Source organism: Thalassospira sp. UBA1131, from assembly GCF_002311515.1.
Taxonomy (GTDB): Bacteria; Pseudomonadota; Alphaproteobacteria; order Rhodospirillales; family Thalassospiraceae; genus Thalassospira.
In genome coordinates, this window is sequence record NZ_DCAO01000132.1 from 15,286 (window position 1) to 29,668 (window position 14,383).

Sequence of the window (14,383 nt, forward strand, 5' to 3'; positions counted from 1 at the left end):
CAGATGCCGCTTGAGAAGGTCCGCAAGGTTCTGAAAATCGCCAAGGAGCCGATCTCGCTCGAAACCCCGATCGGGGACGAGGAAGACAGCCATCTTGGCGATTTCATCGAAGACAAGAACGCCGTTCAGCCGCTTGATGCTGCGATCCAGGCCAACCTGCGTGAAACCACCACGCGCGTTCTGGCATCGCTCACCCCGCGTGAAGAACGTGTTCTGCGTATGCGTTTCGGGATTGGCATGAACACCGACCACACCCTCGAAGAGGTTGGTCAGCAGTTCTCCGTGACCCGCGAACGTATCCGTCAGATCGAAGCAAAAGCGCTGCGCAAGCTCAAGCATCCGTCGCGCTCGCGCAAACTGCGTTCGTTCCTCGATTATTAAGAAATTACGCGACGTTCGGGCTTGACCTTGGCCGGAAAATCGCTAGTTTTCGGGACCGCACCGGACCACCGGTGCGGTCTTTTCTTTACCCGGACTTTTGTCTTGGGGACCCGTAGCTCAATTGGTTAGAGCCGACCGCTCATAACGGTCTGGTTGGGGGTTCAAGTCCCTCCGGGTCTACCGTGGAGCAGTGATTACAGAACGTACTCACTGCTCCATCGCTTTATATATTCCCGCAAAAAGCAGTCTGATCCGGCAGCTACCCGAATTTTTGTAACTTCGGGTTATGCAGCAATGTTTCCACTTTGCCGATGCGCTGATCCGAGGCCTGCATCAACGCATATCTGTTCTGATTACATCGCATATTGACATATCGGTAAATTCCGATATCTTCGTATCATGGAAATGATCGATATATTCAAAGCCCTCTCGAACCGTACACGCCTTGAGATCCTCAAAGGCTTGAAAGAGCCTGCGAAGAACTTTCCTCCGCAGGATGAAGGTGACGTTGATACGGTTGGAGTTTGCGTTAGCAGCATTCAGGAAGGTGTCGGACTGTCGCAATCGACAGTGTCCGATTACCTTGCGACGTTGCAACGGGTGGGTCTGGTCGAGGTCAGACGCATCGGGCAGTGGACCTACTACAAGCGGAACGAAGCAACCATCCGCGCTCTTGCCGATGCCATCGGAAAAGAGCTGTAGTTTTTTTGCCACAATATATCGATAAATTGCGATATCCCTTTTTACCGAAATGAGGTACCAAAATGAAAGCCCAGATACTCAAATCCTTTGGCGGTCCAGAAGCATTCGAACTTCAGGATGTCGCCAAACCAGTCCCGCAGGCTGGACAAGTCCTTGTCCGTGTCCATGCAACTTCCATCAATCCGCTGGATTATCAGGTTCGGCGCGGCGATTATAGCGACTTGGTTCCCTTGCCTGCCATTACTGGTCATGACGTATCCGGTGTTGTCGAAAGCGTCGGACCGGGCGTGACCAGCTTCGTTCCGGGTGATGAAGTCTGGTACACCCCGCAAATATTTGACGGCGACGGCAGCTACGCCGAATACCACGTCGCGTCCGAAAACATCATCGGTAGGAAACCCAGCTCGCTCAACCATCTCGAGGCAGCAAGCCTGAGCCTGGTTGGCGGAACGGCATGGGAAGCCTTGATCGGGCGTGTCGCCTTAAGAGTGGGCGAAAGCATCTTGGTTCATGGCGGTGCTGGTGGCGTCGGTCACGTTGCAATCCAAATCGCGAAAGCCATCGGTGCCAAGGTCTTCACGACGGTACGCGAAGAGAACTTCGAATTCGCACGCAGCATCGGCGCGGATGTGGTTATCGACTACACCAAAGAAGACTATGCCAGCGCCATTTTGCGTGAAACGGATGGCCAGGGCGTCGACGTCGTATTTGATACCCTTGGTGGTGACACATTGTCCCGCAGTCCGGACGTTCTGGCGCAACTTGGCCGCGTTGTCTCGATCGTGGACATCGCACAGCCACAGAACCTCATCGAAGCATGGGGAAAGAACGCAAGTTTCCACTTCGTTTTCACACGTCAAAACCGCGGAAAGCTTGATGAGCTTAGCACGTTGGTTGAGCGCGGTCAGCTTCGACCACACGTTGGCGCGGTCTATTCGCTTGAAGACATTTCACTCGCCCATGCGCGGCTTGAAACCCGCAACAACGGTGTCCGTGGAAAGATCGCGATTGCAGTTGATCCGTCAGCTCATCGCGCAAGTTAGGACTCCCGACCGCTGAACATACGTTGAAAGGTGCAACCATGATTTATGAGATCGCTCAGTTGCCCGTGCACAAGGAGCAAACTGAATCTTTCCGGCATGCATTCGCCGAAGTTGTTCCGTTGCTTGCACGTGCACAGGGGTACCGCGGTCACTTGCTGGCGCAAGGGATCGAAACACCCGAACTGTTCCACCTGATTGTGCGGTGGCGCTCACTCGAAGACCACACACCGGGCTTTGAGGAAAGTGAGGACCATCAGACGTTCATGACAGGCCTGGAGCAGTATTTTTCGGAAGAGCCAAAAGTCTATCATGTCGAAGGCGAAGCTTTTATCTCAAACAACGGAGATGACTTGAGGAATAGTGGCTCCGGTGAGTTGTGGGCATAAAACAATCGGGTGGCTGTTGGATTTTCTAACAGCCACCCGTTTCCTGTCCGCAAATTCGTTTGTCACATCAGTTGGCAACGAACTTCAAAAGATCGGCGTTAAGTACATCCGCATTTACGGTCAACATTCCGTGCGAAAATCCTGGGTAAGTTTTCAAGGATCCGTTCGGTAGCAACTTAACGGCTTTCAAAGCGGAGGCAGCAATCGGAACAATCTGATCGTCCTCACCATGTAGCACCAAAGTTGGCACGTTAATCACTTTGAGATCGTCAGTCAGGTCTGTTTCCGAAAATGCTTTGATACCATCATAATGTGCCTTGGCACTGCCCATCATGCCTTGGCGCCACCAGTTTTGGATCACGCCTTCGCTTGCAGCCATGCCTTCGCGATTGAAACCAAAGAACGGACCGGATGGAATATCGCGGAAGAACTGAGCACGGTTGCCTGCCAAGGCGGCCCGGAATCCATCGAAAACTTCCAATGGCGTGCCTTCGGGATTTTGTGCAGTCTTCAACATCAGCGGTGTGATGGCAGCAACAAGAACAGCTTTAGCCACCCGGCCTGCGGGCTCACCATGTCGTGCTACATACCGGGCAACTTCGCCGCCGCCCGTGGAGTGGCCGATATGAACAGCGTTGCGCAAATCAAGGGCATTGGCGACGGCGAAGGCATCGGCGGCATAATGGTCAATATCGTGGCCTTCGGAAACCTGTTCGGATCGACCGTGCCCACGACGGTCATGTGCCACAACACGATATCCCTTAGACAGGAAGAAGATCATCTGGGCATCCCAGTCATCTGAGCTGAGAGGCCAACCATGGTGAAACACTATTGGCTGGGCGTCTTTTGGGCCCCAGTCCTTGTAGAAAATCTGTACGCCGTCGTCAGTTGTAATGTAGCCCATGGTGTCTTCTCCTGTGGGAAGAGGTTGAAGCGTGGCGGCTGCTGCATGCGATGTGCCCAACGGAATGGCTAAACTTGCGGCGAGAGCTGCGGCAGAGATAAGTGCATCGCGTCGGTTTAACGTGAAGATGGGATCGTGAGCTGGCATGAAATAACTCCCGGAATAATTCAAAGGCTGAAAAGTAGACGGGAGGATTTCTGACCTTTTGCAATCTGGAGAAGATACCTAACCGTCTAAGAACCGTCTGTGATGGTCACTTCAGAGATCGGAAACGCGAACCAAAATGGTTCAAAATCAAGTTCCGATTTAGGTGCGAAACGCAGGCAAATGGTCATGCGTAAATTTCCGCAAGGTCTATAAGACTATTGATATCACTTGATTTTAAGGGGCGGTAGTCGGGCGAGAAGGAAAGCTGTGTCGCATAAAACGCAACGGCATCTTTCGTGACATAACTGGTTTGGCCAGGTTCAATTGCCGAAAGCTAGATTATTGTGCTGTTTAGCAAATGGTAATGCAACGATGATGATTTTCGTGCCGGTTAAGTTTTTTCATCTACCGGAGCCCGAGCCGGTTGCTCGGGCTCCGCATGAGCGGTGCGCGCGGGCGACTTTAGTTCATTAAGATGGCCTATTGGCGGAGCGCAGGAGTGGCTATATCGTTTTACGAGCGCATCCAACTGCTGATGCGTTCAGCCAGCATGATAACGGTTGGATTGGTCGCAACCGATGGAACATCCGGGAAACTCGAGGCGTCGGCAACCCGCAGGTTTCTGACACCTTTTACACGTCCCTGATAGTCAGTTACCCCATGCGGAGAGTTGTCACCCCCCATCGGGGCGGTTGATGTCGGATGATGATAGATATCAAGTGCCGTTGGCAACGCGGCGATGATATCTTCGGAGCTGGCGAGCGATGCCCCTGGAGCGAGCTCCCGAACAATAATGTCAGAGAGGGGCCCTTGGCTGGTGATCCGGCGGATCATCTCGACACCTTCGACCATTTTTTGCCGATCTTCGGCTTCACCAAGAATGTTAAGTGCGATACGAGGTGATGTGCGTGCCTTGCGATCTCGTAATGTCACCGTGCCGGTAGATTTCGGACGAGTCAGTGCCAGTGCAAGCATGAAAATGGCGCCGGTCGGTGACGAGGCCGGATCGCCATAATGTACCGCGCTTACGTGGAAATCGCCTTCTCCCGGGGCTGAAGTGGATGATTGTGCCCAAAGAATAGCTCCAACAGGGGGTACTGGAAGTCCAAGGCGCTCAGGTACTGCAGCCCATGTTGTGAAGAAAAACGGATGCTCCTGCAACCGTTGCCCAACTGGCAAATCCGCCATCACAGGAATATCCATTGCACGCAGACTTTCGGCGGGACCAACACCTGATCGTAGCAAAATGGCTGGTGTGCCATAGGCACCTGCCGAAAGCACAATTTCGTCACCGGTGATACGCTCGCCATTTTCGAGAATAACAGCCTCTGCACGTCCTTTCTGGATGTCTACCTGATCCACAAGCACTTCGCTTCTAATGGTCAAGTTGGTGCGCGCCCGAACCGCTTTCGACAAATATGTCATGCCGGTATTAAGTCGCTGTCCCATACGATTGTTCATTGGATATGGACCGACACCCAAGGGCCTGTCCCCGTTAAAGTCATCGACTTTGGGGAAACCTGCCATCTGGGCCGATGTTATAAAAGCACGCTGCATGTCTGAAACTTCGTCATCCTGCAGCTGATGGATTGGCCACGGACCAGTGCGGCCGTGAAATTCATCTGAACCATGTACCGTGCGCTCACTTTTTTTATAGAATGGCAGGACATCAGTGGGCGACCAGTTGGGAAGTCCGGCCTTTGTCCAACGGTGAAAGTCAGACGCGGTCGCTCGCATCGCGACACCCGCGTTCACTGCGGATGATCCGCCAAGAACCTTTCCACGGGGTACCGGGAAAGATGCACCAGCCCATCCCGGTTCAGAGGTATAACCCCAATCATGTTCGGGATCACCGCCAATGATACTTTGGAGGCGAACAACATCGGGATAACTGTCAGGCGCATATGATTTACCAGCTTCGAGGAGGAGCACGCGTCTTGAGGAATCTTCGCTCAAGCGGCTGGCGATTACAGCCCCGGCCGATCCTCCTCCGACGATGATGACATCAAAATGAGATGAACTGTCATTCGTTTGTGCAAAAGCACTTCCAAGAGTGGCTGCGGCGATACCAGCGCCGGATGCCCCAATGATGAAATCCCGTCTATTAATGCCTTCTTTCTTCTGCGTGTCGCTCATGATTTCGTCCTCGCGTATGCATCGATATGCCATTCGCGGGACATCGCTAAAAGCATACCCCTTCGAATGACGGTTTTGATAAATCTCCGACATCCTAGAAGTATTGTAAGTCACGTTGGTGCTGTAGAAGGGTGTTTGTCGCTTTATTCAAGACGATATGTCTTGAATAAATACCCAAGTAAAAGAATGAAGCTTCGTCACGTGGAAAATGGGCGGAATACTGCGATGAGAACCGGCAGCTTTAGATGATCCGCATTCCGAACAAGGTTATGCAGGACGCTGCGAGTGCGAAAAGGGCGTCTGTGCTAAATCTTCTCTGCCAGACATTGTGAGATGAAATTGACGAAAGCGCGTACACGGGCCACTCTCGTTCGCGATGACGGCCAAACAACTGAAACAGTCCCACGGTCATCAGTGAATTCATCGAGTAAGGATATCAAACGCCCCGCTTTGATATCCTCGGCAACGAGGTAGCGCGGTGCCTGCACTATGCCAAGTCCGGCCAGCGCGGCAGAGCCGAGGGCGCCTCCATCATTAATCACAAGCCATGGTTTGACTCTTGTCCCGCGATACGCGCCTTTGAAGGCCCATTTCTCGGTAAGGCCTGTGGTCGGAAACCGGTATAGGACACAGCGATGATCAGCGAGGTCTGCGGGCGTTTGTGGCGTGCCATATTCCTTGACATAGCTTGGTGATGCGCAAGTCGTGAAAGCATGAGGCCCGATCTTGCGGGCATATAGGTTGGAATCCTCCAGTTCTCCAAGGCGAACGACCAGATCGTATCCGCCTTCAATCAGGTCGACCTTCAAATCATCAAGAGAAATGTCAAGCGTCACATCCGGAAATTCGGCCGAAAATGCATTCACGGCTTGCAAGATAATGCATCTTCCCATGACCGTAGGCACACTGATTTTAAGTCGACCCTGAGGCGTGTTTTGTGCGCTCAGTAGTTCCTGTTCTGCTTCTTGCAGATCGCTAAGGATCCGCGAAGCATATCGGTAAAGAATCTCACCTTCGTCCGTCAGGGTGAGTGAGCGTGTCGTGCGTGTCAGCAATTTGACACCGAGCCGCTGTTCAAGGCGGTCGACTGCTTTTCCCACTGCAGATGCTGAAAGACCAAGCTTCCGCCCTGCCGCGGCAAAGCTCCCGTGCTCCAGCGTGACGGAAAAGGCGACAAGGCCGCTCAAGGATTCCAAGGAAGTGATTGCTGACATAATGTCCGGAATAATAGGACAGAGAGACATCTTCCGTCAAGGTCGTGCTTCTTCGATAGTTTACGGCGCGCGATCAATGGCACCAAGGAGAAAGTGGATGAAAACTTCATCGGCTGTCATCTCCAGTGTCACTGGATTTGGGCTACCGCAGCCGACCGTATTGGAGAGTTTCCTTGATGAAAACGCAGCTTAACCATTCACTTATGGCGCGGCTGAAAAAGACCACGCGCATATGGATTGCAGTCTATCCAACTGTGCTTGTTTTTTTGACGATATTTGGTGATGCGATCAGGGAACTCCCGCTCGCTTTAGGCATTTTCGTCTCGACACTGATCGTCGTCATCATTGTCTCAAATGTCACTGAACCCCTTGTCGGGAAGGCCTTTTACCATTTGGGGAGCATTTTTCGCAAAGCCGGTCATACCTGCGCAACAACGCCCTTGGAAAACAATGCCGCGCCAGCTGAACGATCTGCTCAATCAGACAATTAAAAGGGATAAATGCAATGACGAACAAAGATGACAAGACCGCTATCACTACCCCGGGCACATCTGGCATGAAAGTTCAGGCGACGGCATTTAACTGGATCAACGGTGTTCAGACCACTGACGGGGAATTAAAGCCGTCAATCGATCCTGCAACTTACGACATCATTGGCTATTATCCAGAAAATGGGCTACCAGCAGCTGAAGCTGCCGTTGCGGCGGCGGCCAAGGCTTTCAGTGAAACGCCCTGGGCGCATGATCATGAATTGCGGGCTCATGTCATCAATCAGCTTGCTGATGCATTCGAGCGCAATCGTGATCGCCTGATAAAGATCCTGTCGCTTGAAAACGGAAAAGTGTCGGGCGAGGCCGCCTTCGAAGTTGATATGATTCCAAGCAAATTGCGTTATTCGGCGGCAACAGCACTGCTGGAGAGTGGCCGTGCGGTCACGCCGAAACCCGGAAGCCTGTCTGTCATTCTAAAGCAGCCAATGGGCGTTGCCGGGATTATTGCACCTTGGAATTCTCCTGCGGTTCTGACGGTTCGCTCATTGGCCCCGGCACTTGCTGCGGGATGTACTGCTGTGATCAAGCTTCCGTCGCAAGTCGCTCAAACGGCTAGTGTGATGGCAGAAATCATGGCCGAGGCCGAAGACCTACCCAACGGTGTCATCAACCTCTTTTTCGAAAGCGGTCCGGAAGGGTCTGCCTATTTGGTCGAAAGCCCGGATGTTCCCGCAATCAGCTTCACAGGTAGTACCGGTACAGGCCGTGCGATTGGCGCTGTCGGCGCCAAACGGATGAAACGGTTCGGTATGGAGCTTGGCGGCAAGACGCCTGTCATTCTGTTCGATGATGCCGATATCGATGCGGCCCTGCCCGTGATTGAGAAGGCGCTGACAGTATTTTCTGGTCAATTTTGTATGACCGGTTCACGTCTGCTTGTTCAAGACGGCATTTTTGAACACGTGCGCGATGCGCTTGCCCAGCAACTAACCGACGTGAAAGTTGGTCCGGCAAGTGACCCCTCAAGCGATATGGGGCCACTGATTGATCGAGAGAATGTCTTGCGGGTAGACGGGGTGGTCAAGAAGGCCATTTCTGAAGGTGCAAACGTTGTTGTACGCGGGGGGCCTGTTTGTGCCGGACCGCTTGCGAAAGGTGCTTTTTTCCGACCTGTATTGTTGGAAGTTAATGACAATAGTCTGTCGATTCTTCAGGAAGAGACATTTGGTCCTGTCCTAACTATTCAGCGTTTTCAGGACGAGGCAGAAGCCATCCAGCTTGCAAATGACAGCGAGTTTGGTCTTGCCGCAAGTGTTTGGACGCGTGACGTCGACCGTCCATTGAAGGTGGCACAGGCACTTGATGTCGGCACCGTCTGGATCAATGACTGGGCCAAGGTCTATGACAATACCGAGGAAGGCGGCTTTAAACAGTCTGGCCTTGGACGGCTCAACGGCCTCGCCGCACTCGACGACTTTATCGAATATAAGCATATCGCCCTGAAACCAGGTCTTCATCGGGGCTGATGACATTGCAGGATTGATTGCAAAAAGGGCCGGGGCGTTGCTTTTAATTGCAAGGATATTGGGTGCCATCTGTAAGGTCGGCAGCCTTTGCCAAGCATCACGATCCTTTGGGTAAACCAAGAACAGTGCTTGGCGTATCGCGAGGATACAGCAAGAAAGTCGTAACTTATGGTATGGGGCATGTCCCCATACCAGTCCGGTGAACGACAAAGCTGTTAGTTTTGCTCTGGCGCCGCATCAGAAGTATTTTGGCCAGTTCGATACTTTGCCAAAATGCTGTCAAAAAGACCACTCTGGCGGATTGTCTTCAGACCAGCATTCAAATGATCCAGAATAATTTCCGGGGCCTCGGTCTTGCGGGAAATGCAGGAGTAATGGGAACTGGTCGATATTACCTTGGTCCTTATTCTTTCTACGTCAGGGAGCCCGTCCTCATCTCCATTGAGCAGGTAATAGTCCATAGGGGGGCGAAACGTTAAGGCTGCGTCAATTCGATTTGAGTTCAAAAGATTGACCAGCGCTTTTTCGCTATTGGCAATCATGACATCAAACTTTGCTTTGCGCGCGTACACCTCCAGACTGTATCCATTCACAACACCAACGGTCAGTTTGGACGCGTCTTCGGTGTCGATCATGTCAAAAACCTGTTCATTGGTGCTATACATGGCGATCTCTCCGTCGCCAAGTGGATCAGAATATAGGAATTCTGCGTCTCTTTCTGGCAGGTAGCTACAAGAACAAAGCCCATCAACATGACCTGCACTGGCAAGCAAATAAGCCCTTTTCCAAGGATAGAACGGTGTAAGGAGTGTGATGTCGCGTGTGGCAAATGCGGCACGCAAGATTTCAACATCAAATCCGGGCATGACGTTGTTGTCAGCGATCATCGCGGCAGGGAACGGATTGCAGGCAAGTGTCACGGTCTTGCGTTCACTGGCGGATGAGCCAAATGAATTATCTGCCAGTGCCGCACCGATCAATGTGCTGATAAACGTAATCGTTAATGCGGCAAAGATTGCAGCATTTTTCCCAATCCAATTGGAAATTAACTGATTTTTGGCTTTCTGAAGGAATGGGGTCATATCATTTAACTGCAATCAAATGATCAACTTTTGGGTGTGTTTCGCCCAGATGCAAGCGGTTAACCTTTTCCTGAATATCGCGATCCGCGCCAGACACCCGTTTGTGATGACGTAAGTGTTCTATCCATGAACCTTCCGACCATGTTTCGACAAACAGGTCGTGATCAGCGCTGTCCTGATGAAGCCCCCAATGGTATGCGCCATGGCGCTGGCGGGCTTTGCGCATTTCAGTCATGAGCTGCTGGAACGTCTCGTGATCTTTCGAGTTGATCCGATAGGAAATCCTGATCATGACAGGGCCGCGATCCTGTTCGGCACTTTCAGACAGGATTGGTTCGGGCCAGTGCATTGACGGGCTCAGATCGATATCGGCGCCCTGATTAAGCCGGATGCGCATTGTTGCGATCATCAGAATGATTGCTCCAACCCCAGCAGTCAGCAAAGCCGTCTCAATCGAGAACTGTTCGGCAAGCCAGCCCCATGCCACGCTACCAATTGACATCGAGCCGAAAAATAGCGTCAGAAATACCGACAAACCCCGCGCACGCACCCAGTCAGGCAAAGCGGTTTGAGTGGATACATTCAACGAAGATAAAACCGCTATCCATGACGCCCCGGCAATGAAGGAGGCCATAACTGCCACGACTGGATGCTGAACCAAAGCGAAGCTCAACATCACAAGAGCTGTCCCGATTGTACCGGCCATAACGGTTTTGTCTGGACCAAGTCGTGACTTGATTTTGGGTAGAACAATGGCGCCGGCGACAGCGCCTGTGCCAACACTGGCGAGCAGAATTCCATATAGCTGCGCACCGCCGTCCAGCATGTTGCGCGCTATCAGTGGCAACATCGCCCAATAGGCGCTGGCAAACAAAAAGAACGCAACAGCCCGGATCAAGGTGGCGATCACCGGCGGGCTGTTAAATACATAGCGAAGACCAGCACGCATGGCCCCGGCCATGCGTTCTCGTGGCATGGTCTGGACATTCTCTTGAGGATTCCAGAAGAACAGAACGCCAAGAATTCCGAGAAAGCTGAGTGCATTGAGTGCAAACGGAGATACCAGACCTGCGCTGACAATCAGAAAACCGGCCAATGCCGGACCAATCGCGCGACTGACGTTGATGCCCATGGAATTGAGCGCAATCGCAGCGCCCAGGCGTGGTTTATCAACCAACCCCGGAACGATCGCTTGCCATGCAGGTGCCATCAATGCTGCACAGGTTCCCATCAAGAATGTAAACAGGATCAGGATCGAAGGCGTCACCAGTTGCAGGTAAACCATCGCAGAGAGTGCTGCAGCCAAGCCGGCCATTACCAGATTGATGGAAATCAGTAATTTTCTGCGATCCATTAAGTCCGCAAGCGCCCCGGCAAAGATTGCAAACAGGAATACGGGCAATGTGGTCGCCGCCTGCACCAGCGAGACGACCAGAGGCGAGGGGGACAGCTCTGTCATGAGCCAGCCTGCGCCGACATCGTGCATCCAGGTGCCGATATTCGATATGACGGTTGCCACCCACAAAAAGGCGAATGCCCTATGCCGAAACGGTGCCCATGGACCTGTGTCAACTGGTTTGGTTTCGTTCATTTTTCCTCTTCCTGATGAAGATGGCAATGCGCTTTGATTCCCTAATGCCGCAAAGCGCCCTAAATGCGTCGGGATGTCTTTTCGGACAGAATTGCCACAAGAGCGAGCCCTGCAATGATCGCAACATGCTCAAAAAATATGTTGCTTTGTGCGGCGCGCTCCGCCTCTGGAAAAGTCCAGTACGCATGTGCAGTGAGTGTCGCAACAGCGGTAAATACTCCCAGTGCGCCAGCGGCCAGCCACACTTGGCGCCCCAGGATGATGGCAATAGAACCGCCCAGTTGGAGAAGGATAATGCCCGCTGCAAGTGGTGCCGCGGGCGAAAGTCCGAAATGGTTCATCTCACCTATCGCTGCCGACCAGTTGAACAGTTTTGTCAAACCAGAAAGCCAGAACGGACAGGTCAGAGCAACCCGGATACCCAATTCAAATATAACGCTGTTTAACAACTTCGAGATGGGGGCTGGCGTCATGACATTGTTCTCATGGTAAAGGAAACGGAAATTGTCAGTTATGCCGAAACAAACCCGGTTCGGTGCGCCGGTTTCCAAATGGAATTGACCGGCGCACCAGGGGGGTTATGACTTTGTTTCAGGCGATGCTGGGCCACACTTGGTTTGAGCACCTTTGACATCACTTGCTACACCAAATGATTTGCCATGTAGGCAGTGTGCAGCGGCTTCTTGGACAGACATTCTGTCTTTGGCCCAGTTCACCGCAGTTTCACCAGCCAGCATACCAAGCAGTCCAAGGAGTGCGATGACGGGTGGGGCCGGGGATCGGGTTCCCAACAGCGCATAAATCACACCAACACCAAGCCCGATTCCAAGTGAAACGACATAAGGGGAAACAGTCATTCTCTTCTCCTTTGCTATACCGCGAAGCAGGAACAACCCAGCGCACCCCAAAAAGATTTGCTGTCTGCAACCGGGATTGGATTGTTCCATGCAATGCCATGGTCGTGGCCGTGAACGCCGCAACCGTGCGAACAACCATCGTGGCATGCACGTTCATGTGTCGAGGCTTCAGGACGTTGGGCCGGGCTTTGTTGATGCAAAACCGGACTCCAGGATGGCGATGCCGGTGGCAGGTTCGGTGAAAGGGACTGATAGTTGCCTTCGCCGTAAACCACTTTGCCGCCAACCATGGTCATGACCGAGTTGATCCGCCGGATTTCTTCGGGCGCAACGGCCAAATAATCCGCCGACAGAACTGCCAGATCAGCATATTGCCCCGGCGCAAGCGATCCTTTGACATCCGCTTCGCCCGAGAACCATGCCGAACCCTTGGTCCAGAGCATCAAGGCCGTTTCACGATCAATAACGTTGTCATTGTCATAAAGTGGCATGCCGCCAACCGTTTTACCGGTCGTTAGCCAGTAAAGGGCAACCCACGGATCGTAAGACGCGACACGCGTTGCATCCGTTCCCGCCCCGACGGGCAGCCCCTGCTCAAGCATTTTGGCAATGGGCGGGGTCGCCATGGCGGCGTCTTTGCCGTAACGATTGACGAAATATTCGCCCTGGAAGGCCATACGATGCTGAATGGCAATGCCGCCGCCCAGTGCCTTGATCCGTTCGATATTGCGTTCGGAAACGGTTTCGGCGTGATCGATGATGAACCGGGTTTTGAACGGGTTCTTGCCATTGACGCGTTCAAATAGGCCAAGGAAACGGTCGATGGTTTCGTCATAGGTTGCGTGAATACGGAACGGCCATTCACGATCAGCCAGCAGTTCGACAATCGGTTCAAGTTCACTTTCCATCACTGGTGCCAGATCCGGACGCGGTTCAAGGAAGTTTTCAAAGTCCGCAGCCGACCAGGTCAGGTTTTCGCCCGCCCCGTTCATGCGCAGCATGTCGCTTCCAGCACCCGGTTCGGTCAGTTCGACCCAGCGTTCGTAATCGTTCAATTCCTTGCCCGCTGTTTGGGCAAAAAGGTTGTAGGCGATGCGAACCGTCATTTGCCCGTCGTCATGCAGACGTTGAATGACGTCATAATCGTCGGGATAATTTTGTCCGCCGCCGCCAGCATCAATCACACTGGTGATGCCAAGCCGGTTCATCTCACGCATATAGTGGCGGGTGGAATTGATCTGATCTTCGATCGGCAGCTTCGGTCCCTTGGCCAGCGTGGAGTAAAGGATCAGGGCGGATGGTTTGGCGACCAGGAGTCCGGTCGGATTGCCCTTGGCATCCTTTTCAATCACGCCACCGGGCGGGTTTGGCGTGTTCTTATCAAAACCAAGAACCTTGATGGCGGCCTGATTAAGCAGGGCCTGCCCATAAAGATGCAGGATAAAGACCGGGGTTTCGGGGGCGGCAGCATTGATTTCATCAAGCGTCGGCAAACGACGTTCAGCAAATTGGAATTCCGACCAGCCTCCAACGACACGCACCCATTGCGGTGCAGGCGTAACGGCCGCTTGGGCCTTAAGCATGCGAAGGGCATCGGCCACAGAGGGCACGTTCTCCCATCGCAGTTCCATGTTGTAGTTCAACCCGCCGCGAATAAGGTGGGTATGGCTGTCATTGAGTCCCGGAATGATGCGACGACCGCCACCATTGATCATTTTGGTTTTGCCATCGGCAAGCTTGCGCATATCGGCTTCGGCGCCGATTGCCAGTACTTTGCCGCCGGCAATCGCAATGGCGTCGACTTCGGGTTTTTTGGGATCAAGCGTCGTGATACGGGCGTTGTGGATGATTGTTTCGGCTGTCTTGCTCATCTCGGTACTTCCAGTTGATCTGATTGGCAGCGCAATGAGTGCTGTGCTTGCA

Annotated in this window: 14 protein-coding genes and 1 tRNA gene; 7 read left to right on the top strand and 8 right to left on the bottom strand. The window is 52.9% G+C overall.

Annotation, left to right across the window (positions count from 1 at the left end; translation table 11 throughout):
• The 5 genes from B3Z49_RS21415 to B3Z49_RS21435 form a co-directional block, all read left to right on the top strand.
• On the top strand, nt 1-381 hold a 381-nt coding region (locus B3Z49_RS21415; RefSeq protein WP_296994732.1), incomplete at its 5' end, for a sigma-70 family RNA polymerase sigma factor.
• Nucleotides 382-487: 106 nt separating this feature from the next.
• Nucleotides 488-561: transfer RNA gene (locus tag B3Z49_RS21420), tRNA-Ile, on the top strand.
• A 219-nt stretch (nt 562-780) separates the two neighbouring features.
• Entirely contained in the window at nt 781-1,083 is a 303-nt protein-coding gene (locus B3Z49_RS21425; protein ID WP_296994735.1) for an ArsR/SmtB family transcription factor, read from the top strand.
• A gap of 62 nt (nt 1,084-1,145) precedes the next feature.
• Complete coding sequence (locus B3Z49_RS21430; RefSeq protein WP_296994739.1) at nt 1,146-2,126, top strand: zinc-dependent alcohol dehydrogenase family protein; 981 nt, start codon at nt 1,146-1,148, stop codon at nt 2,124-2,126.
• A gap of 38 nt (nt 2,127-2,164) precedes the next feature.
• On the top strand, nt 2,165-2,512 hold the full coding sequence (locus tag B3Z49_RS21435) for an antibiotic biosynthesis monooxygenase family protein (protein WP_296994741.1): 348 nt from the start codon (nt 2,165-2,167) through the stop codon (nt 2,510-2,512).
• A gap of 67 nt (nt 2,513-2,579) precedes the next feature.
• Here B3Z49_RS21435 and B3Z49_RS21440 read toward each other — a convergent pair whose 3' ends face one another.
• The 3 genes from B3Z49_RS21440 to B3Z49_RS21450 all read right to left on the bottom strand — a co-directional run bounded on the left by B3Z49_RS21440 (nt 2,580) and on the right by B3Z49_RS21450 (nt 6,886).
• Nucleotides 2,580-3,416, bottom strand: coding sequence for an alpha/beta fold hydrolase (locus tag B3Z49_RS21440; protein WP_296994930.1), 837 nt, complete (start codon nt 3,414-3,416; stop codon nt 2,580-2,582).
• Nucleotides 3,417-4,076: 660 nt separating this feature from the next.
• On the bottom strand, nt 4,077-5,699 hold the full coding sequence (locus tag B3Z49_RS21445; protein ID WP_296994743.1) for a GMC family oxidoreductase: 1,623 nt from the start codon (nt 5,697-5,699) through the stop codon (nt 4,077-4,079).
• Between the two features lie 305 nt (nt 5,700-6,004).
• Complete coding sequence (locus B3Z49_RS21450; protein ID WP_296994745.1) at nt 6,005-6,886, bottom strand: LysR family transcriptional regulator; 882 nt, start codon at nt 6,884-6,886, stop codon at nt 6,005-6,007.
• 203 nt (nt 6,887-7,089) lie between these two features.
• Between B3Z49_RS21450 and B3Z49_RS21455 the strand changes: the two genes are divergently transcribed.
• Nucleotides 7,090-7,404, top strand: coding sequence for a hypothetical protein (locus tag B3Z49_RS21455; RefSeq protein ID WP_296994749.1), 315 nt, complete (start codon nt 7,090-7,092; stop codon nt 7,402-7,404).
• Nucleotides 7,405-7,418: 14 nt separating this feature from the next.
• Nucleotides 7,419-8,930 (top strand): aldehyde dehydrogenase family protein, encoded by a 1,512-nt coding sequence (locus tag B3Z49_RS21460; RefSeq protein ID WP_296994752.1) that lies wholly within the window; start codon nt 7,419-7,421, stop codon nt 8,928-8,930.
• A 215-nt stretch (nt 8,931-9,145) separates the two neighbouring features.
• On the opposite strand, the gene B3Z49_RS21465 is transcribed toward B3Z49_RS21460, so the two are convergent.
• The 5 genes from B3Z49_RS21465 to B3Z49_RS21485 form a co-directional block, all read right to left on the bottom strand.
• Complete coding sequence (locus tag B3Z49_RS21465; protein ID WP_296994755.1) at nt 9,146-10,012, bottom strand: substrate-binding periplasmic protein; 867 nt, start codon at nt 10,010-10,012, stop codon at nt 9,146-9,148.
• A 1-nt stretch (nt 10,013) separates the two neighbouring features.
• The gene (locus B3Z49_RS21470) at nt 10,014-11,603 is read right to left on the bottom strand and encodes an MFS transporter (RefSeq protein WP_296994758.1); all 1,590 of its coding nucleotides are present in this window, start codon (nt 11,601-11,603) and stop codon (nt 10,014-10,016) included.
• Nucleotides 11,604-11,662: 59 nt separating this feature from the next.
• On the bottom strand, nt 11,663-12,076 hold the full coding sequence (locus B3Z49_RS21475) for a DoxX family protein (protein WP_296994760.1): 414 nt from the start codon (nt 12,074-12,076) through the stop codon (nt 11,663-11,665).
• 105 nt (nt 12,077-12,181) lie between these two features.
• Entirely contained in the window at nt 12,182-12,460 is a 279-nt protein-coding gene (locus tag B3Z49_RS21480; protein ID WP_296994763.1) for a DUF1427 family protein, read from the bottom strand.
• A gap of 14 nt (nt 12,461-12,474) precedes the next feature.
• On the bottom strand, nt 12,475-14,331 hold the full coding sequence (locus tag B3Z49_RS21485; RefSeq protein ID WP_296994767.1) for an amidohydrolase: 1,857 nt from the start codon (nt 14,329-14,331) through the stop codon (nt 12,475-12,477).
• Between the last annotated feature and the right edge of the window lie 52 nt (nt 14,332-14,383).

Coding starts and splice junctions, on each gene's coding strand:
- B3Z49_RS21425 (WP_296994735.1), top strand. CDS start 781: ATGGAAATGATCGATATATTCAAAGCCCTCTCGAACCGTACACGCCTT.
- B3Z49_RS21430 (WP_296994739.1), top strand. CDS start 1,146: ATGAAAGCCCAGATACTCAAATCCTTTGGCGGTCCAGAAGCATTCGAA.
- B3Z49_RS21435 (WP_296994741.1), top strand. CDS start 2,165: ATGATTTATGAGATCGCTCAGTTGCCCGTGCACAAGGAGCAAACTGAA.
- B3Z49_RS21440 (WP_296994930.1), bottom strand. CDS start 3,416: ATGGGCTACATTACAACTGACGACGGCGTACAGATTTTCTACAAGGAC.
- B3Z49_RS21445 (WP_296994743.1), bottom strand. CDS start 5,699: ATGAGCGACACGCAGAAGAAAGAAGGCATTAATAGACGGGATTTCATC.
- B3Z49_RS21455 (WP_296994749.1), top strand. CDS start 7,090: ATGAAAACGCAGCTTAACCATTCACTTATGGCGCGGCTGAAAAAGACC.
- B3Z49_RS21460 (WP_296994752.1), top strand. CDS start 7,419: ATGACGAACAAAGATGACAAGACCGCTATCACTACCCCGGGCACATCT.
- B3Z49_RS21465 (WP_296994755.1), bottom strand. CDS start 10,012: ATGACCCCATTCCTTCAGAAAGCCAAAAATCAGTTAATTTCCAATTGG.
- B3Z49_RS21470 (WP_296994758.1), bottom strand. CDS start 11,603: ATGAACGAAACCAAACCAGTTGACACAGGTCCATGGGCACCGTTTCGG.
- B3Z49_RS21475 (WP_296994760.1), bottom strand. CDS start 12,076: ATGACGCCAGCCCCCATCTCGAAGTTGTTAAACAGCGTTATATTTGAA.
- B3Z49_RS21480 (WP_296994763.1), bottom strand. CDS start 12,460: ATGACTGTTTCCCCTTATGTCGTTTCACTTGGAATCGGGCTTGGTGTT.
- B3Z49_RS21485 (WP_296994767.1), bottom strand. CDS start 14,331: ATGAGCAAGACAGCCGAAACAATCATCCACAACGCCCGTATCACGACG.